Source organism: Reichenbachiella sp. MALMAid0571 (genome assembly GCF_040151475.1).
GTDB lineage: Bacteria > Bacteroidota > Bacteroidia > Cytophagales > Cyclobacteriaceae > CAXBNB01.
Window position 1 is genome coordinate 1 of sequence record NZ_JBDKWG010000125.1, and the last position, 20,316, is coordinate 20,316.

Here is a 20,316-nt window from a genome sequence, read left to right on the forward strand (position 1 = left end):
TTGGTTGACTTCCCTGTCAAACACAGATTTACTGCCATCATTTTGAACTCCTTATCGAAGTGTCTTCTTTCTTGTTTCATCTTATGTAAATTTAGCTTAACGAGCTTAACTTACTGTCCTGTCAAATGTAGCAGTTCCAAGAAGAGTTAACTGCGTCAGCTGCGGAATGGAGTAAACACCTTGGTCAGCGGTTTACGGACTCAAATAAAGAAATCCTAGCGAGGGAAAGTCAACTTAGAAAGGTTGCTGGAACTGTATTATCAGGAACTGCATACACAAGTACGACTGGTCAAATTTAGAATAATGGCGGAGTGAAAAATCAACCACATAAAAATTTTGGCGGGTAAAAGGAAGAAATTTTTCGAAACTAAATATGTTACGAACTCTGTAATTGTAGGCAGAGAAAGTTCTCTTATTCGTAGAAACTTCCCATTTCTAGAAACCAAACTGCAAAATGGAATCCTATACTGCTACGGGGAATACCAACCTACTGAATATTCAGTGACTTACAAATACAGAATTAAGTATAATGGGTTTCGCTCTCCGTCGGTGACTGTATTAGATCCTTTCATTGAATACAATGACGATATACACATGTATCCTCAGAATAGGAGCTTATGCCTTTATCACAAAACAGATTTGGTTTGGGATACTCAAAAACACCATATTCATGAGCTCATTGTACCGTGGACGCACGAATGGTTTATATTCTATGAACTCTATCTACTTTCTGGAAAGTGGGAGCATCCATTTGTAGCTCATAATAAGAACGAAAAGCATGAGTGATTGTCATATTCACTTATGGTAAGATTTACTTCTAGAATCCCGTCACGGAAGTTCCATTGCCAGGGTCGTTTAAGTTTACAAGTGGTAAAACAGCTATAGATTAGCTCATTAAAATTTATAAGTGTGACTCTTGTAGTTAGCAATAGGCAGTAAAAGTATAAACCATAAGTGTGGATAAGGTTCTCGTATGTAAAAAATCAAACTATTCCTAGACTTTAAATTGTCAGATTTACAATCATAATGAATGAAATAGGGGAAATTTCAACAATTACTGAATATATCATTTTGACTCGTGTCACACTTTTAAATTCGATTATCTTTGTTCTATAAAGCATAAAAGTATTCAATGAAAATAGAACTTATTTTGTATGGTATATCCAGGGACATCATTGGTGGGCCGACTTATAGTATTGAAATCAAGGAAGGATCTACGGTGAAGGATGTTATGGATTTTCTTGTTTCTAAATTTTCAGATTTTAGCAAGCTAAAATCTCTAATGATTGCAGTGAATGATGAGTATGCATCGGATGAACATATTATTAAACCTGGAGATGAAGTGGTACTGATACCTCCTGTGAGTGGAGGCTAAAATAGTTTAATAATGATAGAGATTACGCCTGTTAAAATAGATACTCAAAGAATGATTACAGAGGTCGGTAGCCCTGAGGCAGGTGCTATTGATGTATTTATTGGTACTACAAGAAATTCGACTGCTTCAAAAAAAGTCCTGAGATTGGAGTTTGAGTCTCACGAATCTATGGCCATAAAAGAGCTTCAAAAGATTGTAGATTTTGCCAGATCCAATTGGACTATTACCAAAGTGGCTGTTGCACACAGAGTGGGAGTAGTAGCAATAGGAGAGGAAGCTGTCGTGATTGCTGTTTCATCTCCTCACAGACAAGCTGCATTCGAAGCTTGCAAATACATTATAGACACACTAAAGCAAACTGTACCAATTTGGAAAAAAGAAATCTTTGAAGACGGTGAAGTTTGGGTATGTGCACATCCATAATTCCAGAGGAAAGTCTATTTTTTATAGATCAAAAGAATCAACACAGGTAATAAAAACAAGTCTGCCAGCAGTGCAATCAGAAAAGAAATACTTACAAATAACCCTATGTGGTAAGTCACTCCAAAACTGGAAAAGCAAAAGACCACAAAGCCGAAAGTGAGGATAATAGTGGTGATGATGATTGGTTTTCCGGTTGTCAGAATTGTTCTTTTCATCGCATATATGCTTGACAATCCTTTTTTCTTTTCATGTCTGAATTTTGATAGAAAATGGATGGTATCATCTACAACAATTCCAAATGAAATGGCAAATATGATGGATGTGCTCAGTTTGAGGGGAATGTTGAAATACCCCATAATGGCGGCTGTTGCCAATATGGGAAACACATTGGGTAATAAGGTAATGAAGATCATACGCGAGGATCGAAATAAAAATCCGGCAATTACACCTACCAAAAGCATTGCTCCGATCAATCCTTTTACGAGCTTCATAGACAACAATCCATGACTTTTGTCAATCAGATGTGAAGTACCCGTAATGGCATAACCCATCAGATTTTGATCAATTTCCTCATTTAGCAATTCTATAAGCTTTTCATTGTTTTCATTGGATAGTTTTGATCCGATATCGGGAGTAAATCCTGAAATGCGGGCTTCTTTTCCATAAGATACCTTAATGAATTTTTCCTCGGGATGCTGTTTTTTGATGAAATGAAATGACTTATTCCATTCACTTTTCTTTTCCGGCAACTTGTAATACTCCTGAGAACCACTGTGGTAAGCTTGATTGGCAAATTTCACATAACTCACAGGTGACATTAGCCCATTCAACGGCAGAGTTTTTTTTGCAATGCTTTCAATTCTTTCAATTTCTTTGATCACATCGATACTGTAAATATTCTTATCTGAATCCTTTACCCATACACTTAACACCCACGGCCTTGCTCCGCCATACTGATGGTCAAAGTAGATGAAATCTTCTTTTAGCGGAGTATTGTCGGGCAAATCATCTATAAGAAAAGCGTTGATGTTGAGTTTGGTTATACCAAATGTGAGTAAACCCGCAGACAAACAGAATATAACTAAAATGGGTTTACTGTTTCTAATTATTTTCAAGAATAAGACAGACAACCAGGGATTGTTGGTAGTAGGAATGTATTTGTATCGAAAACCTGTATTGGACAATACAATAATTGATGGAAAAATAAGGTAGGTGAGTACGAAAGTGATGAAAATTCCTGCTGCAGCATACAAACCTAATTCAATAATAGGCAATACTTTGATGAATATTAAAGTAAGAAATCCAAGGGCTGTGGTGATGGAAGTGAGGAAGGTAGCGAATCCCACTTCCTTTATGGCTTCTTTGAGTTTATGAAGTTCGGTTCCTTGTACTCCGAGTTTTGATTTTACTACCGAAAAAAGGTGTATTATGTTAGACATGGACACCACTATCAAAATAGTTGGTATCAGAGAACTGAGAAGATCGACTTTTTTACCCATCAGACACATAAAACCCAGCGTGCAGAGTATGGAAAGTACGGAAATGACGAATGTACCAAATATGAGTATTGGCTTTCTTACGAAGATGATAAGTAAGACTAAAATGATCAAAGCAGAGATGACCAGAAATCTTGCAAAATCCAGTTTTACCATATTCACATAGACATATTGTGCTTTGGATTTTCCGGCTATATGAGTTTTGTCAAAAGAAAATTTGTTGACCAGAGAGTCTATTGTAAATACAAACTGATCTGATCTGTTTACATCATTGATTCTGTCATGGAATAGAATCAGGCGCATTCCCTTTCCGTTTTTCGCAAAAAAAGATTGTCTGTAGTACTGATCCTTAAACAGGTGTATGCTGTCTTGTTTGAGTTTGAAAGTGTCATCGAGGTGCATGAGCGGAATATCGACAAAACCCAGTGGAGTTGATATTAGCTTTTTCGAATTAGTTACTGAAAGTACCTGATTGGATTCTGGTAGTGTTTTGAGCTCCAGAGTTAATTCATTTACTTTTTGTAGAAAATCAGGCTTAAATACACCTGCCTGATTCTCAATTGCTATGAGCAGGTAGTCATTGTCATTTCCGAATTTGTCTGAGAATTTTTTGTAAAAATCCAACTCGGGATCATCTATTGGGAAGAATTTTTCAAATTCATAATCAAAAGCCAAATGAGTGAGCTGCCATCCAAAAAATACCGTGATCGCAATGGCAACAGCTATGGATAGTATGGATGTTTTTTTTGAAATGATTATTGGTATTTAGTTGAGCGGTGAAAGTAATAAAAAATTGAATGAATTACCTTAAAGTAAAAATCAAATCAGGAATAGAAGAATGGCCAATTGTATGTACTAAATGTTATGTCAGGATTAAGTATTATTTTCACATAAGTAAATATGTTTTTATTATTTGTATATTATCTATTGAATTTATTATCATTGAAAGCGAATATTTAAAGCCACAGATTTATCATCAATACAACGATCACAATGAAGAAAATATCCACACTTTCATTTCTACTGTTACTTTTTTTCTTTCAGCACAAACTCCACATGGGCATGTACACAGTCATTCGCATGGAAGGAAAATTACCTTTCCGGATGTCCCCGGATACAAGGTTTTAAAATGTGATTTTCACCAGCACAGTGTTTTTTCAGACGGTAGTGTCTGGCCGGATATAAGGGTAGAAGAGGCTGTTAGAGATGGTCTTGATGTGATATCTCTGACAGAGCATTTGGAGTACCAGCCACACAAACCGGATATACCACATCCTGACAGAAACAGGTCTTATCAATTGGCTCTGAATTCTGCCAAAAATCAAAATTTGATAGTAGTACGTGGTTCAGAAGTAACCCGATCCATGCCTCCGGGACACATTAATGCAATATTTATTAAAGATGCCAATAAATTGTTAGATGACGATCCTGTGAAGGTTTTTAGAGAAGCAAAAGAACAAGGAGCCTTCATTTTTTGGAATCATCCAAACTGGACTAGTCAGGTAAAAGACGGTATAGCAAAACTCACTGACATGCATCGTCAGTTGATCAGGGAAGGATTGTTGCACGGTATAGAAGTTGTCAATGATTTGAATTATTCTGAAGAAGCTTTGCAGATTGCTTTTGACAACAGCTTAGCAGTGATCGGTTCGTCTGATATTCATGGCTTGATTGACTGGCAATTCGATGTTCCTGAAGGAGGCCACAGGCCTGTTACATTGGTATTTACGAAAGAAAGAACTGAAGATGGAGTGAAAGATGGATTAATGAATGAGCGTACTGTAGCTTGGTTTAACAATACATTGATAGGTAAAAATGAATTTTTAGTGCCATTAATTGAAAGTTCAATAGTAGTAAAAGAGGTGGCATACTCCGGAGATACAAAAGTTGCCCACATTACCATTGAAAATATAAGTGATGCCGAATATGTACTTGAAAACTTAAGTGATTATACATTACATCAGCACGCTGATATCATAAACCTAAAACCAAATGCTGCTACAGTTTTAGAAGTGAAAACTATAGAAATACTTGATTCATTTAGTATGAAATTTAAGGTGCTAAATGCTGTGGATGCTCCTAAATCACATCCTGAAATTAACCTTCAATTTAGAGTTAAGTAAAGGATTGCCGGAAGATGCTGAGTGCAATTAGTAGAAATTTTGTTGTGCTCAGATTACATTTTTATTCTCAGGTTTCTTTTCTAATACATACCCGTATTATTTTCTTTGGAATAATCTTTGTGATTATTGTGAGTAGATGAATTATTCACTTCATATTTCTTTTTCATACATTCAATATTGATAATTTTGACTTATGCCAAAATTTACTAAATACTTAGCTGTTTGCCTGTCTCTATTGCTCATCTCATTTTTTGCAAATGCTCAGATTGATCAGGTTGCTGTAGAGGCGTTTATCAAAGATTTTTCCTCAAGATCGAAATTGACTGAGGAGCAGGTTAGAGATATTTTGGGTAAGGCAGAGTATCAGGAATCCATCATTGATAAAATGAATAATCCTGCTGAAAGCAAGATGAACTGGGCCCGATATAGAAATATTTTTATGAAAGATGACCGTATTTTGGCTGGAGTCAGCTTTTGGAATGAAAATGAAGAGACTTTAAAACAGGTTAGCAACGAATCTGGAGTTTCTGAAGAAATTATTTTGGGAATACTGGGCGTAGAAACGTATTTTGGTCAGCGAAAAGGAACATATAAGATATTGGATGCACTTTATACTCTTGGTTTTGGTTTTCCAAAGAGAGCAAAGTTTTTTAAGTCCGAATTGGAGCATTTTTTAGAATTGACCAACGAAGAAAAACTAGATGTGTATAACCTGAAAGGCTCTTATGCCGGAGCTATGGGGTATTGCCAGTTTATGCCGAGTAGCTACAGGGCTTATGCCAAAAGTTATGATGTAGGGGGTACTCGGGATTTGATGGATTCTCCTGAAGATGCGATTGCCAGTATAGCCAATTATCTGAAGGTGCATAAATGGATAGAAGGTCAGATCGTAGTGAGTGAGGCTGTCAAATCTTCGGATGCACAAACATTGAAGAAACAATCTTTGAAACCGAAGTATCCTGTATCACATTACAGCAACTTGGGTTACAGGCCTGTCGGTAATATTTCTCCCGGTTCTGTTTCTACCTTGATCCAACTTGAACAAACCGATGATATGGAGTATTGGTTTGGGTTCAATAATTTTTACGTGATTACCAGATACAATCATAGCGAAATGTATGCTATGGCTGTTTATCAATTGGCTCAAGCCATAGATGAAAAAAGACAGGAGTTGAATCGGTTAAGATAAAACAAAAAAACACGAATTAATTGAATAAATATGAAGAAATCCCTAACTAGTTTACCGCATTTGACTTTCATTTTATTTGCAGTAGTACTAATTGCATCGTGTCAATCAAATAAACAAGATGTTGTGGTAGGAACAAAACCCAATATCATCATCATATTCGCTGATGATATGGGCTATGGAGATTTGAGTTGCTACGGGCATCCTATCATCAAGACTCCACACATTGACCAGATGGCTCATGAAGGTATCAGATTGACCTCATTTTATGCAGCAGCACCCGTGTGTACTCCATCCAGAGCAGCTTTGTTGACTGGTAGGTATCCTATACGAAACCTGCCCAACAACATAGGCCCTGAATCCAAACATGGGTTGCCCTTGACAGAAGTCACAATTGCTGACGTATTGAAAGAACAGAATTATAAAACCATGGCCATTGGAAAGTGGCATCTTGGATATGGCAAGCCAGAATTGATGCCAACAGGCCGAGGATTTGACCATTTTTATGGGCTACCTTATAGCAACGATATGATACTGCCTTGGTGTCCCTGGTTAGCTCCAGAACACAATAAGCTCGAACTGTATCAAGACAATACTCCAATCAGGGAGATTGGTTTTAATCAGGATAGTCTTACCATAGATTATACGACTGAAGCTGTTGAGTTTATCAAATCCTCGAAGTATGATCCATTCTTTTTATATTTTGCCCATAGCATGCCACACTTACCTATTAGTACAGCGGAAAGTTTCAGAGGTAAATCTAAAGCTGGGTTGTATGGAGATGTGGTGCAGACTATAGATTGGAGTGTGGGACAAATTATGAAAACGCTTAAAGAACAAAATCTGGATGACAACACATTGGTAATCTTTACGAGCGACAATGGACCTTGGCAAAACTTACCGAACAGGATGCTCCAGCGTGGAGTAGAACTATGGCATGGGGGTAGTGCCGGAATACTCAGGGGGTCTAAAGCTACTACTTATGAAGGAGGCTTTCGAGTTCCCGGAATTGTGAGATGGCCGGGTCAGATTCCTGAAAATCAAGTGTCGGATGAATTGGCTACTACTATGGACTTATTTTCCACACTTATTGAAATATCCGGAGGGACTGTACCTAAAGGAAGAGATATTGACGGACAAAATATATTGCCATTTCTTAAAGAAAATGGTGTTTCACCAAGAGACCAGTTTATTTATCTCAAAGGCAAAAAAGTAGAAGCTGTCAGAGACAAAAATTGGAAGTTCAGAAATACTGAAGACGGTGGTATAGAATTGTTTGAATTGAATATGGATCCTTCCGAAAAGTACAACAGGGCAGAGGCATACCCCGAATTGGTGGAGAAATACTACAAACAAATGCAGGATTTTGCTGTAAAAACCAATGCCAATATTGATAGATTATATCATACAGAGGATTTAAAGTAAGAGGAGTTAAATTTCCTGATATTCAAAATTTTATACTTAAGATCACAATTTTCTTTATCAAATAATGTGTTTACTATCCTTTTATTTAATAGTATTAACTAAGAATTTGATATACTACTCAAAACAGTCATAGTTGCTTTAAGGATGTCTAATAGCTTTGACCATATCACAGATATTAAATTGTGGAGGCAATTTAAAAAAGGTAATAAAGACGCTTATAGAATCTTATTCGATAAGTATTCGCCAATTTTATACCACTACGGATTGTCTTATGTAGGTAATGAAGAATTGATTGAAGATTGTATCCATGAATTGTTTCTCAATATTTGGGAATCTAAAAAGTCTTTGGCAGATGTAGAATCTGTTAAGTACTATCTGATTGTGTCTTTTCGAAGGACAATTTCAAAACAACAGACTCTGATAAAAAAGAGAACTGAAATGAATGATAGTTACTTTAAGTATGCTACAGACCAGGAGGACAATTCTATTCAGGAGTTTATTATTAACGAACAGACTAAAACGCATAATAGTCATATCTTAACAGAGGCCATTAGTAACTTACCAGAAAAACAACGCCGGGCAGTAACACTACGCTTTTTTGAAAACAAGAAGTATGAAGAGATCATGCTAATCATGTCCATTAGCTATCAAAGTGCCAGAAAGTTCGTGTATTTGGGCATTAAAAAGTTGAGGGAAAATCTGAAATCTCAATCTTACAACAAATAATTCAAATACATTAATAGCAGTTGGTACCATATACAAGCTGCTTTCCTCCAAAAAATCTACCGGAAAAATATTTTTTTTAATTCAAGGGATACAAAAGTTCCGTACAGTGCTCTATTTATATAAGAGACTATAGAACTATATTTTTTATTGCAATGAATAAAAACTACTCCACTTATACCGTAAATGATTTCCTCATTGACAGGGAGTTTCGGGATTGCGTGCTTCGCGGTAATGAAGGAGACAAAATGATTTGGGATAGTATTATTAATAAATTCCCTGAAAAGCTTATTGAAGTAGAAGAGGCCAAAGAAATAATCATGAAAATGGAGTTTGGAGGACAGTTTGATTTACCAGAATCTAAAAAGATCCAAATGTGGAATTTATTGAGTAAAGAATTGAAACATGGAGAGGAGTTTGAGGAAAAACATCATAAGTACCTTAACTATAGGCCTGATCGGGAAAAATTTTGGTATGGCCATCTTATTAAGATAGCCGCATCTGTATTAATCCTATTAATTTGTGGTCTGGTCTATAATAAATCTACTCAAAAAAGCGAGAATGCAGCTCCTGAATATATTGTAAAATCAACCGAGCTGGGAGAAAAGTTAACAATTGTACTACCCGATAAATCGAGAGTGAAACTTAATTCTGGAAGCAAGTTGGTTTATCCCAGCTATTTTGCCAATGATGTCAGAGAATTGTATCTGGAAGGAGAAGCATTTTTTGAGGTTACAGAAGACAAATCAAGACCATTTCAAATTAAGGCTGGAAATATCAAAACTACAGTACTCGGGACTTCTTTTGTACTGAAATCTGTTCCGGATCTTAATATTGCTCAGGTTGCAGTATTGACAGGAAAGGTGGGTGTGCAATCATTGAGCGAGAATAATGAATATGAAAAAGAGCATACAATAGTTCTGCCAAGCGAAATTCTTAATTATGATTCGAAGAGTGCCACTTTTAGTAAAGGAATCTATAATCCTCTTGAAGTGCTGGCTTGGAAAGATGGAATCATCTTCTTTAAAAATGACAATTTGGATAGTATTATCGAAAAGCTGGTGAACTGGTATGGAGTTGAGGTTGAGGTAATTAACAAAGAAAAAATCAAAGTATCATACAACGGGACCTTCCAGAATAGTAGCTTGGAAAAGGTTTTGGACGGAATTAAACTTTCATCCAACTTCAATTACGAAATTGATCAAAACAAAGTGACTTTAACTGGTATTTAACACATAAACGAAATATATGAAAAGAAACATAACATAGAAAAAAAAGACCAGGTGACTTTAGAAGTACCCTGGCCCTAAACAGTAAGATCTAAACAAATACAAATCCCAGGTCTTGGCGGATCACTCTGATTTGTAATGTTTTCTCTTAATTAAGAAAATAATTCTCAACATAATAATAAAATTATGCATTGCAATTTACCAATAAATTTGTACATAGAAAAGTTCCTTTTGATGTCGAAATATGCATTTTATGGCGTTTGCTTACAAGTCCTTTTGGGAGCCATGGTGCTTGCAAGTGACGTTCGTGCACAGCGCAACAGCGTGAATGACATTTATCTTGAAATTGATTTGAAAAATGTAAGTTATGCTGAGGCATTTCGAAAAATCGAAAACTCGACAGACTTTCGCTTCAACTACAATAATTTTCTTCTGAAAAAGTATAAGAAAATCACGATTCCTACCAAAGACAAGTCATTAGGAGATTTGTTGAAAGAGTTTTCAAGAGAATCCAACCTTCAATTTAAGCGGGTTAATGAAGTAATTCATGTTGTTTCCAAAAAAAAATCAGCTCCTCCGGTTACGGAAGTTTATGGTGAAACCATTGCAGATGTTGCTATCAAAGGAAAAGTAACAGACGAAAATGGTGAAGGTTTTCCTGGTGCCAATGTATTGGTGAAAGGAACTTCAAACGGAGTAATTACTGATGTTGAAGGTAATTACAGTATATCTGCGCCGGAAGGAAGTACATTGGTGTTTTCATTTGTAGGATACCTTAAGCAGGAAGTAGATATTACTGGACGATCTGTAGTAGATATAGTCCTGCAAGTAGATGAAACAGAACTGGATGAAGTGATAGTTACTGCCCAAGGTATCAGACGTGACAGGAAATCTTTGGGGTATGCCATTAGTCACGTGTCAAGTACACAGTTGGTAGCAGCTGGAAATCCCACCAATCCAATCCAATCTCTTTATGGTAAGGCAGCTGGTGTAAATATTCGTCAATCGGTATCTGGCCCAACAGGAGGTATTGATATTAAAATCCGAAATGCAGCAGGGCTGGAAAGTGATGCAAAAACCCGTCCTTTATTTGTTGTTGATGGGGTTCCAATACACGATCAAGACAGTCAGTTGGGTGGTTCGGGAGATTTTGGATCTGGTATAAATGATTTGAATGCGGAAGATATTGAATCAATTGACATATTAAAAGGAGCCAAAGCATCGGTGCTTTATGGAAGTGAGGGAGCCAATGGTGTTTTGTTAATCACTACAAAAAGTGGAAGGAATATCAAAGGAATGCAAATTGATATAACACATCAATCATCCATTGAAAAACCAAAATCTTATATCGAATTTCAGAATAAATATGGCAATGGCAATAGTATCTATGATGTAGGAGATATGGTGACAGCCAATGATGGGATGGATTATCCTCAGGCAAATACAGGGCAATGGTTCAACTACGGACCAGAGTTTAATGCCAATGAAAAGCGTGTTTGGTGGGATGGTGTTGCCAGACCTTATGTAGCCCGACCCAATAACTATGAATTCATGTTTTCTGACGGAGCATCAAGAAGTACTACTATATCAGCCGCTGGAGGTGGTGAATTTGGCAATGCCCGGTTTGCTTATACCAACTACGAGTATGATGGTATTATTGACAATTTGAACCAACATAAAGATGTTCTTAGTTTTTCAGGGCGTTTTAAATTTTCTAAGAAATTTACTGTAGAGTACTCAAGCAACCTTTTTAATATTTCCACAAAAAACAGACCTGGAAGTTACATGAATTTTATTGTACATGGGGTATCAAGAGGTGCACCTTTCGAAGAATTTATAGCGGATAAAGGCTATTTAGTTAATGATCCAATGGATCCAAATTATGGAAGGCGAATTTCCTGGGATGCAGCAGGATACCCCACAGGATCTTATCCATTACAGCAATATGCCAATCAATTTTGGAGTGTAGATAATAACAGCCTGGTAGATGATAAAACGCATTTGATTACGTCTATCAGTCCACGATTGCAAGTAACAGATTATTTGACACTTACAGGGCAATTTAGTGTTGACAACACCGATATAGATTATACTACTGAAAATAATGTAACAAGAGTATATCCTGATCTGGTTGGTGGGTATTACAGTTTCAAAAAAACCAACAATAAGGTTCAGGAATACAAGGGTTTTGCAACCTTCGACAAAATGTTGTTGAATGATCGGCTTGATTTACAAGTGATGGGTGGTGGAATTTACAAAAACGTTTCTAGCAATGATATCTGGGTTGCTACTGCTACTAGATCTGGGTCTCCATTTCAGTACCCTGATTGGTTTCACATGAACAACCTTGATCAATCAGATTTTCCAACTAATAAAGATAAATTATTTAATACTGGTTACGGAGAAAATGTAATATACAGTGCATTAGGTGTGGTAACAGCTACTTTTGACAATAGATATACTTTAGAGTTAAATGTACGTAAGGATTGGTCATCTACATTACCTCCCGGGAAAAATGCTTATACATACCCTGGTGTTGCATTTACCTGGGATATGACAGAAGCATTAGCAAGTAAACTTCCAAAATTAGAATTTGGAAAGATTCGTTTATCTTATGCAGATGTTGGACGTGATGCCCCTTCGAGATATTTTGCTTACAATTCGTATAATGCAGGAAGAGTTGGTGGGAGCGATGTGCCTACAGTAACAGTGCCTTCTTCCTTATTTGATGATCAAATAGGCCCTGAGCGAAAACGCGAATTGGAAGTTGGATTTGAGTTAGATTATTTTGAAGGAAAGCGCCTGCATGTGGATGCCTCTTTTTATACCAACAATATATATGATCAGATAATGACAGTACCTCTTGCAGGTACATCAGGATTTTCATCTATTAAATTAAATGCCGGAAATGTGAAAAATTCCGGATATGAAGTGCTTATTAGAGCAACACCTGTACTCACTAATTCAATGCGTTGGAATGTAACTTTTACTACAGCCAATACTTTTTCTAAAATAGTTAAGCTTCATGATGCGATCAAAGAGAAAATTGTGAGTAGTTATAGCGGGAAGGTTTTTGTAAAAGCAGTGGAAGGAGAGCGAATTGGTGATATCCATGGGTATGCTGTAAAAACAGATGATAACGGAAATAGAATCGTTAGTACTGATGGAGCGAGCTATGTACTTGATAACAAAGAAACAACTAAAATAGGGAATGTGTTTCCTGATTTTATTGGAGGTATGAGTTCAGACTTTAGTTTTAAAGGGTTTTCAGTAATGGTTGGCTTGGATTATAGTTTCGGATCTACTATGTATTCTCAAACGAACCAATGGCTGATGGCTGGAGGTACCGGGTTGGCTTCATTGAAAAACCGTGATGAGGCTAATGGTGGACTTGCATATTATTCTGATTCAGAAGGTCAAAATATAGCAATTTCCCATAGTGCAGCTCAAGGTCCTGACGGAGAACCGGTTTATCATGACGGAATTATCTTACCGGGTGTAGTAGATGATGGCACAGGAAACTATGTCAAAAATACCAATATCGCTTCAGTGGCTGATTATTATGGAACTTTTATCACATGGGCAGGCGAGGCTTTAAATGCACAGGATTTAAGTTTGAAAAATGATTATATCAAAGTTCGGGAATTTGCTATAAGTTATAAAGTGCCGAAAGTAGTAGTGGACAAGTTGAGACTAAGGTCTGTAGAACTTGGTGCATTCGCCAGAAACCTGTTCTATCTTCATCGAACAGTGCCGAATCTGGACGCTGAGTCCTACATTGGTACCAATCAATACTATGAAGCATCTCCTTTTCCTTCTCTGAGGTCTTATGGAGTGAAAATAAAAATGGGCATTTAATAAAAAGCAATAACCATGAAAAATATAACAATAAAAACAATATATAAGCAAATAGCTTTTGGCGTGATTTTTCTATGCCTGGCTGTTGTTGGTTGTCAGGATAAATTGGAAGAATTGCATGTAGATCCTTCAGTATTTTCTCCAGATGAGAATGTGCTGATACCCGGAATGTTTTCTGGAATGATGCAGCAGGGCAAAACATTTAAAATGGATTATGCAGAATACTGGAATCATGGTAATTTCAGTGGTGTTTTGACCTATTTACAATATCAGATGAGGGCTTATAGAACGGCTTATGGTTATCTTAAAAGTGAATCTGATGTGTTGGCCAATGCTGTTACTGATTCAAATTCAAGTTATTACAACAGTGCGCAATCATTCAAGGAATTACCAACTATGGAAGTAATTCTTGGAAAGCTGGAAGGAGAAGCCAGAATAGACGCAGAAGTGTATATTCCACTAGCTAGAATTGCATATATCTATCGCTTTCATAGAGCTGTTGATCTTTTTGATGATGTTCCATATACCGAGACATTAAAGGCACTTGAAGGTAATTTTTATCCTAAAATAGAAAGCGGACTGGATGTTTATAGAGCTATGATAGCTGATTTAAAAGAATATGCTGAAACAATTCCTTCTCTTTATAGTGCCATGACTGATGACGGTAAGTCCACTTTTGCAACACAGGACATTGTTTTCCAGGGAAATATTGATAAATGGGTTGAGTTAGCAACTTCTCTTCGCCTGCGTTTTGCAGTTCGGATTCAGGCTGCTGATGAGACACTTTCGAAAAGTACGATAGCAGAGGTGCTTAGTAGTGGCAACTTGCCAAACGAAGATTTAATGATCCCTGCCCAGCCCTGGGTTTCTAACGATAGAGGGCACTGGAAACTAGGATACTCTGAGCGTGATTATGCGGGATTTGTAACGCCATTTATGTGGATGCAGTTGGATAGAGATGGAAACCATAAATATGATGCGGGTATAGACGATCCAAGATTAGGTGTTTACATGATGCCAAACAGGGATGGACTTTACATGACTCCATCAATGAATTGTGATATTGGACAAAAAATATTTGACAAAATCAATGGTGAAAACGGTGGAGCACCTGCAGGAGGAGCGTACGTTGCTTACAATTATTTTAATGGTAATCTGGATGATTATTTGTACTACAATTCCTATTCGTTGTGGAATCCTGCCACTCTGGTTAGAGTAATAGATGACTTTCCTGCATTTACCTATGCTGAAGTGAAGTTTTTATTAGCTGAAGCGTACCTCAATGGCCTTGCATCAGGTGATGCCGCTGCGGAAGTAGAAGCCGGAGTGTTAAGCTCTATTAATTATTGGTATAAAATTAATGAGGGATGTACCTGGTCAGAGTTGGATAATTTCGATGCTAAAAATGCAACTAAAACGGCGATGTTGCAACCTGTAAGGAACGATGGAGACATCTCTGCCTATGCAGCTAAAATCGCTGGTGAATATGCCAGTGCAAGTGATAAAATGGAAGTGATTCATACTCAAAAATGGATGAATTTCCTATATCATAATCCGTATGAAGCCTGGACAGAGGTAAGAAGAACCCGTTATCCTAAACTTGCAACCGGATATTTTGGATCGACATCCATGGAACCACATTTGGAACGATATCCATACCCCGGGTCATTGTCTTCCAGCAATCCGGATGCATATTCAGAGGTTGTTGGTAAAGATAATTTTACTACTCCAATTTTTTGGGTAGCAGATACTGATAAGAGTAAAAAATATCGTGGTGAATATGACCAAACGGTTTATACAAAGTATCCCGGTATTCCTGAAACGTATAAGGGGGGTGTAGATGATCCTGACTATCAGGAAGCATTGCCAAGCCCTTTACCGGATTAAACATTAAAATCGAGTATTAACTTTTTAAAGAGGCGGCCTCAAAAATAAAGAGGCCGTCTCTTTTTTTTAGTTAGAACATAATGGAGTGCTTTTTACATTTCATTCATCATCTCAATCACACACCTTTCATTCTTGAGTTTTTCGATCTCATCTGATAAAGAAAATCCTATTTTGCTGTCAACATAGTCATTTCGAAACTCAAAATTTTTCTTCTTTCTGGTAATGGCAGAAGCATAACGCCTTACTTCTATGGGGCTCTCCAGTTTGAGTTTGGGTACTTGGATCAAGTTGTCGTTTTCATCTTTTGCTACCATGGTGAAGTAGCTGGTGTTGGTGTGTTTTACGATTCCTTCTTTTACATTTTCTGCTTCTACCCGAATACCGACCACCATAGATGACCTGCCTACATAGTTCACGGCAGCTTTTAATGAAACTAAATCTCCTACTTCCACAGGTTGGAGAAAATTGACATTGTCAACAGAAACCGTTACACAGTATGCGCCGCTGTGCTTGGTTGCTGCTGCATACGCTACTTTATCCATAAGAGACAGTAAGATTCCTCCGTGTATTTTTCCTCCAAAATTGGCATACGAGGGAATCATTAATTCTACAATAGTCACCATGGACTGGCTCACTGTTCGGTAATCAAAATTTTTCATGTTTAAGGAAAATGAATTTGAAAACACAAGCTTAGCCAGAAAATGGCAAAAACAGTAGAAAACGTTGAGTCTTCCATGCAGTAATGTGCAATATTAACCCAACCTTTTAAATGTTTACAAGTCGTATTCCCTTCCTTGGAGGGTAGGCCTTGTTGGATCAGACGGGGACAAGTTCCTTTCAAAATCGCAGCAACACCTATCCGGTTAGTATGTTTGTTTACACTATGCTAGACATTTCTTCCAAACCTGTCGTATGCTTGTTTTTCCAGATATTCCCGATGATTAGGATGGGAGATGTTGATTAATAACCTGGCTCTTTCCTGAAGGCTTTTTCCATATAGATTGGCTACTCCAAATTCAGTTACTATATAATGTACATTTGCCCTGGTTGATACCACTCCGGCACCTTCTTTTAAGAAAGGAACAATTTTGGTTTCTCCTTTGCGGGTAGTCGATGGCAGGGCTATAATGGGTTTCCCGCCTTCAGAATAAGATGCACCCCGGATGAAGTCAATTTGTCCGCCAACTCCGGAATACTGCCTAGAACCAATGGAATCGGCACACACCTGGCCGGTTAAGTCTATTTCAATCGCACTGTTGATGGAAGTTACTTTTGGGTTTTGCCTGATAACAGCCACATCATTTGTGTAGGCTACATCTTTCATTTGCACTCCCGGGTTTTTATCTACAAAATCATAGAGCTTTTTTGTTCCCATCACAAAGGCTGAAACTATCATTTCAGGGTTTAATTTTTTCTTTGTACCAGTTACAATTCCTTTTTCAACAAGAGGAATTAAACCATCGGAAAACATTTCAGTATGAATGCCAAGATTTTTGTGTCCGTCTAATGATGCCAGCACAGCGTTTGGTATGGCGCCTATCCCCATTTGCAAAGTGGCTCCATCTTCTATCAGTCCGGATGCATGTTTACCTATGCGCATTTCTATTTCTGTTGCTTCAGGCATGGCAATGCAAGGCAGGTCTGAATTATGCTCCACCAGTATATCAAAATGCTTTATATGCATGAGCCCATCACCATAAGTTCTGGGCATGTTTTTATTTACCTGAGCAATCACAAGTTTGGCACATTTCACTGCCGAATATGTGGCATCTACAGATACACCCAAGGAGCAATATCCATGCCTGTCAGGGGGAGAAACCTGCACAAGAGCCACATCAAGAGGGAGAATGTTTTTTTTGAACAAAGAGGGGATTTCGCTGAGGAATACCGGAATGTAATCGGCTATTCCGGATTGGGTTGCCTTTCGCACATTTGCACCTACAAAAAAAGATTTTAGCCTGAAGCTATCTGGATATTCCTCGTTGATATAGCTCGGATTACACTCTGTATGCAGGTGTACAATCTCTACATTTTTTAATTCGCAAGCTCTTTTGGCGAGAGCATCTATAAGTATTTGGGGAGAAGCTGCTACGCTATGTATATACACCCTGTCATTAGATTTTATATAGTTGAGTGCGTCGGTTGGAGAAAGTAGTTTGGCCATAAGTTTTTTTTAGCAAAAGTACTTTCAGATAAATTTCTTAACATGATGTGCATCATGGATTTCGGTGAAAGATTTCAGGATTGAGTAACCTCGTTTGGCAGGTAAACTTTAAATGTTGTTCCTTTTCCTGCTATACTTTCAACTTCGATGTTGCCATTGTGAAGTGTGACAAACTCATAGGTCAGTGTTAACCCTAAACCTATACCTTTTTCGCCACTAATGGATGGAGTGCTTTTCTTTTCATCAATGGAAAATAATATATCCATTTTATCTTTTGGTATTCCCATGCCTGTGTCTGAAACAAATAAAGTGACACCACTAATACCATTCTCTGCTTTTATCGATATTGTACCATCGTGTGGTGTAAACCTAAATGCATTGCTTAGCAGATTTCTGATAATTACATTAAGTCCGTTTTGATCAGCATAAACAATGGTACCCTCTGGAATATCAATTGTGATTTTCATATTTTTAGCCTGCTGATCTTCATTGAAAAAGGTGAGCTCCTTTTCAATGAAGGTATTGAGCACTATTTGCTTTGGCTTAAAAGGCATATTCCCTTGCTGAGTGACTGCCCAGTTGAGCAGATTGTCTAAAAGTTCATTCAGTTTGTTGGCTGAATTATCAATTCTATCCGCTACCATATTGATTCGCTCAAGCCGTCCTTTTTCCAGATGATTTTTGATCACTTTTCCTATACCGTGAAAAGAGGTAAGAGCACCCCGGATGTCGTGTGCTATGATTGCAAAAAATCGATCTTTAGTTTGATTTAGTCTGGTAAGTTCAGTTTGTGATTTGATTAAATTTAAGTTAGTTTTCTCCAGTTTTTCTTTATTCTGTTTTTGTAGCAGATAGAAAAATGAAATACTCAGAGCGAATAATCCCAAGAATATAGCTATAATTATGTACAGCCTTTTTTGAGATTTTTGCTGTTCTATTTCCAGCTCATTCAGTTGTCTTTTAGTGTGAAGATTTTTTATTTCCTGCTCTTTTTTTTCTGTTTCATACAATGCAATTAGTTCATTGAATTTTGAATTTTTTTCTACATTGTACAGACTATCTTGAGCGGCCTTAAATTTGGTGTGGTATTCATAAGCCAGTTTAAAATTCCCAAGTTTTTCATATACCTGAGAAAAGCTTTCATAGGCTTCTAAAATCAATAGTTTGTCGTTGGTTTCTACAGCAAGCTGGTACGACCTTTTCATGTTATCCAGTGTGTTCTGATAGTCTTCTTTACTGAAATATACTTCACCTATATTACCATAGGCTACTGCCAGTCCTGTCTTATCGTTTATAGCTTTACTTATGGTCAGAACCTTTTGTAGATAGTCCAGAGCTGTTTCATGATCATTCAGTTCATTGTAAAGCAGGCCAATATTCGCCATGATCCAACTAATAGAAGTGGAGTCTTTTAAAGTCTTTTCGATTTCCAGGCCCTTTTGGTAGTATTCAAGAGCTTGTTTCTGTTTGGTACTGTCGCCACTATCTACACTCCAATCATGGTAAATGGCACCTAAATTACCGAGGTTCAATCCAATGAATTCATTGTTATTCAGTGCTTTATTAATTTCAAGTGCCTGAAGAGAATATTTGGCAGAGTTTTCATAATCGAGTTGGTTGCTATAGAGTACAGATATATTGCTCAATATTTCTGCTATTCCTGATTTGTCATTGAGTTGTTCAAATAGGTCGAGTGATTGAAAGTAATACTTGAGAGCTGTGACGTAATCACCTAGATAATCATAGGTTACGCCGAGGTTGAATATTGAATTGGAATAAGCCACGGTATCTTTTAGCAGAAGGTTCAACTCCATTGCCTTTTGGTAATAATTTTTAGAATCAAGGTAGCTTCCAAGCTCTCCTTTATGATCTGCTAACAAAGTATATCCCTTTGCTCGTATATGTTTACTCTCACTGCTATTGGTCAATTCAAGTATGTGATTGGCAAGAGAATCAGCCAACCCTTCATTATTATTGCCATAGTGGTAATCATATATATCGCAAAGAATGAAAAATCTGACAGAATCATTTTCTGTAAGTTTCAATTCATTAGTCAGACTATCAATGTTTATATTATTTGCGAAAATATTTGTGCAAAAAAGAGCTATCAACCAACAATGGATTATTGCTGTTTTTAGTACTGGTTTTGTTATAGACACTATTGAGAAATTAAAGGACGGTATAATATCATTCATGATAGAATTTATGACTTAAACGGACAATATCTGGTAAAGAGCCATTCTCTTATTAGCATTGTAAAAATGATTTAGAACTCAATATATGTAAAGATTTCCATAGCTGGTAATTAAACTCCCGCTGCTAATCTCATCGAGATTTCAGCGGGTTTTTTATTGCCTTATTTCTACTATAACTCTTTAGATTTGATGTTGACATAGATCATATGCGAGCATTGTAGCAACCTGAGTT

The 20,316-nt window shown here is 37.1% G+C and carries 14 protein-coding genes; 10 read left to right on the forward strand and 4 right to left on the reverse strand.

The genetic code is table 11. The annotated features are described in order from the left end of the window. Positions 1 to 336 precede the first annotated feature (336 nt). From AAOP42_RS10495 to AAOP42_RS10505, 3 genes are all read left to right on the forward strand, one after another. Complete coding sequence (locus tag AAOP42_RS10495) at positions 337 to 786, forward strand: type II CBASS E2 protein (protein ID WP_349528462.1); 450 nt, start codon at positions 337 to 339, stop codon at positions 784 to 786. Between the two features lie 346 nt (positions 787 to 1,132). After that, a complete protein-coding gene (locus AAOP42_RS10500) occupies positions 1,133 to 1,375 on the forward strand; it encodes a MoaD/ThiS family protein (protein WP_349528463.1) in 243 nt (80 codons plus the stop codon). Positions 1,376 to 1,387: 12 nt separating this feature from the next. Further along, positions 1,388 to 1,798 carry a molybdenum cofactor biosynthesis protein MoaE gene (locus tag AAOP42_RS10505; RefSeq protein WP_349528464.1) on the forward strand — a complete coding sequence of 137 codons (411 nt, stop codon included), beginning with the start codon at positions 1,388 to 1,390 and terminating at the stop codon, positions 1,796 to 1,798. A gap of 14 nt (positions 1,799 to 1,812) precedes the next feature. On the opposite strand, the gene AAOP42_RS10510 is transcribed toward AAOP42_RS10505, so the two are convergent. Beyond that, positions 1,813 to 3,969 carry an efflux RND transporter permease subunit gene (locus AAOP42_RS10510; protein WP_349528465.1) on the reverse strand — a complete coding sequence of 719 codons (2,157 nt, stop codon included), beginning with the start codon at positions 3,967 to 3,969 and terminating at the stop codon, positions 1,813 to 1,815. Between the two features lie 122 nt (positions 3,970 to 4,091). Between AAOP42_RS10510 and AAOP42_RS10515 the strand changes: the two genes are divergently transcribed. From AAOP42_RS10515 to AAOP42_RS10545, 7 genes are all read left to right on the forward strand, one after another. Continuing rightward, a complete protein-coding gene (locus AAOP42_RS10515; RefSeq protein ID WP_349528466.1) occupies positions 4,092 to 5,417 on the forward strand; it encodes an Sb-PDE family phosphodiesterase in 1,326 nt (441 codons plus the stop codon). 193 nt (positions 5,418 to 5,610) lie between these two features. Next, positions 5,611 to 6,606, forward strand: coding sequence for a lytic murein transglycosylase B (gene mltB, locus AAOP42_RS10520; RefSeq protein WP_349528467.1), 996 nt, complete (start codon positions 5,611 to 5,613; stop codon positions 6,604 to 6,606). Positions 6,607 to 6,636: 30 nt separating this feature from the next. Continuing rightward, entirely contained in the window at positions 6,637 to 8,028 is a 1,392-nt protein-coding gene (locus AAOP42_RS10525) for a sulfatase family protein (protein WP_349528468.1), read from the forward strand. Positions 8,029 to 8,172: 144 nt separating this feature from the next. Beyond that, a complete protein-coding gene (locus tag AAOP42_RS10530; RefSeq protein WP_349528469.1) occupies positions 8,173 to 8,754 on the forward strand; it encodes an RNA polymerase sigma factor in 582 nt (193 codons plus the stop codon). A gap of 152 nt (positions 8,755 to 8,906) precedes the next feature. After that, positions 8,907 to 9,983 (forward strand): FecR family protein, encoded by a 1,077-nt coding sequence (locus AAOP42_RS10535; protein WP_349528470.1) that lies wholly within the window; start codon positions 8,907 to 8,909, stop codon positions 9,981 to 9,983. A 231-nt stretch (positions 9,984 to 10,214) separates the two neighbouring features. After that, on the forward strand, positions 10,215 to 13,838 hold the full coding sequence (locus AAOP42_RS10540; protein ID WP_349528471.1) for a SusC/RagA family TonB-linked outer membrane protein: 3,624 nt from the start codon (positions 10,215 to 10,217) through the stop codon (positions 13,836 to 13,838). A gap of 15 nt (positions 13,839 to 13,853) precedes the next feature. After that, entirely contained in the window at positions 13,854 to 15,725 is a 1,872-nt protein-coding gene (locus AAOP42_RS10545; protein WP_349528472.1) for a SusD/RagB family nutrient-binding outer membrane lipoprotein, read from the forward strand. 92 nt (positions 15,726 to 15,817) lie between these two features. Here AAOP42_RS10545 and AAOP42_RS10550 read toward each other — a convergent pair whose 3' ends face one another. The 3 genes from AAOP42_RS10550 to AAOP42_RS10560 form a co-directional block, all read right to left on the reverse strand. Beyond that, positions 15,818 to 16,384 (reverse strand): acyl-CoA thioesterase, encoded by a 567-nt coding sequence (locus AAOP42_RS10550; RefSeq protein WP_349528473.1) that lies wholly within the window; start codon positions 16,382 to 16,384, stop codon positions 15,818 to 15,820. A 227-nt stretch (positions 16,385 to 16,611) separates the two neighbouring features. Further along, on the reverse strand, positions 16,612 to 17,889 hold the full coding sequence (locus AAOP42_RS10555) for an acetyl-CoA hydrolase/transferase family protein (RefSeq protein ID WP_349528474.1): 1,278 nt from the start codon (positions 17,887 to 17,889) through the stop codon (positions 16,612 to 16,614). A 74-nt stretch (positions 17,890 to 17,963) separates the two neighbouring features. Then, the gene (locus AAOP42_RS10560; protein WP_349528475.1) at positions 17,964 to 20,084 is read right to left on the reverse strand and encodes a tetratricopeptide repeat-containing sensor histidine kinase; all 2,121 of its coding nucleotides are present in this window, start codon (positions 20,082 to 20,084) and stop codon (positions 17,964 to 17,966) included. Between the last annotated feature and the right edge of the window lie 232 nt (positions 20,085 to 20,316).

Excerpts from the sequence above, each read along its gene's own strand:
- AAOP42_RS10535 (WP_349528470.1), top strand. The coding sequence starts at position 8,907 with ATGAATAAAAACTACTCCACTTATACCGTAAATGATTTCCTCATTGAC.
- AAOP42_RS10530 (WP_349528469.1), top strand. The coding sequence starts at position 8,173 with ATGTCTAATAGCTTTGACCATATCACAGATATTAAATTGTGGAGGCAA.
- AAOP42_RS10540 (WP_349528471.1), top strand. The coding sequence starts at position 10,215 with ATGTCGAAATATGCATTTTATGGCGTTTGCTTACAAGTCCTTTTGGGA.
- AAOP42_RS10525 (WP_349528468.1), top strand. The coding sequence starts at position 6,637 with ATGAAGAAATCCCTAACTAGTTTACCGCATTTGACTTTCATTTTATTT.
- AAOP42_RS10555 (WP_349528474.1), bottom strand. The coding sequence starts at position 17,889 with ATGGCCAAACTACTTTCTCCAACCGACGCACTCAACTATATAAAATCT.
- mltB (WP_349528467.1), top strand. The coding sequence starts at position 5,611 with ATGCCAAAATTTACTAAATACTTAGCTGTTTGCCTGTCTCTATTGCTC.
- AAOP42_RS10505 (WP_349528464.1), top strand. The coding sequence starts at position 1,388 with ATGATAGAGATTACGCCTGTTAAAATAGATACTCAAAGAATGATTACA.
- AAOP42_RS10515 (WP_349528466.1), top strand. The coding sequence starts at position 4,092 with ATGAATTACCTTAAAGTAAAAATCAAATCAGGAATAGAAGAATGGCCA.
- AAOP42_RS10550 (WP_349528473.1), bottom strand. The coding sequence starts at position 16,384 with ATGAAAAATTTTGATTACCGAACAGTGAGCCAGTCCATGGTGACTATT.
- AAOP42_RS10560 (WP_349528475.1), bottom strand. The coding sequence starts at position 20,084 with ATGAATGATATTATACCGTCCTTTAATTTCTCAATAGTGTCTATAACA.
- AAOP42_RS10545 (WP_349528472.1), top strand. The coding sequence starts at position 13,854 with ATGAAAAATATAACAATAAAAACAATATATAAGCAAATAGCTTTTGGC.
- AAOP42_RS10500 (WP_349528463.1), top strand. The coding sequence starts at position 1,133 with ATGAAAATAGAACTTATTTTGTATGGTATATCCAGGGACATCATTGGT.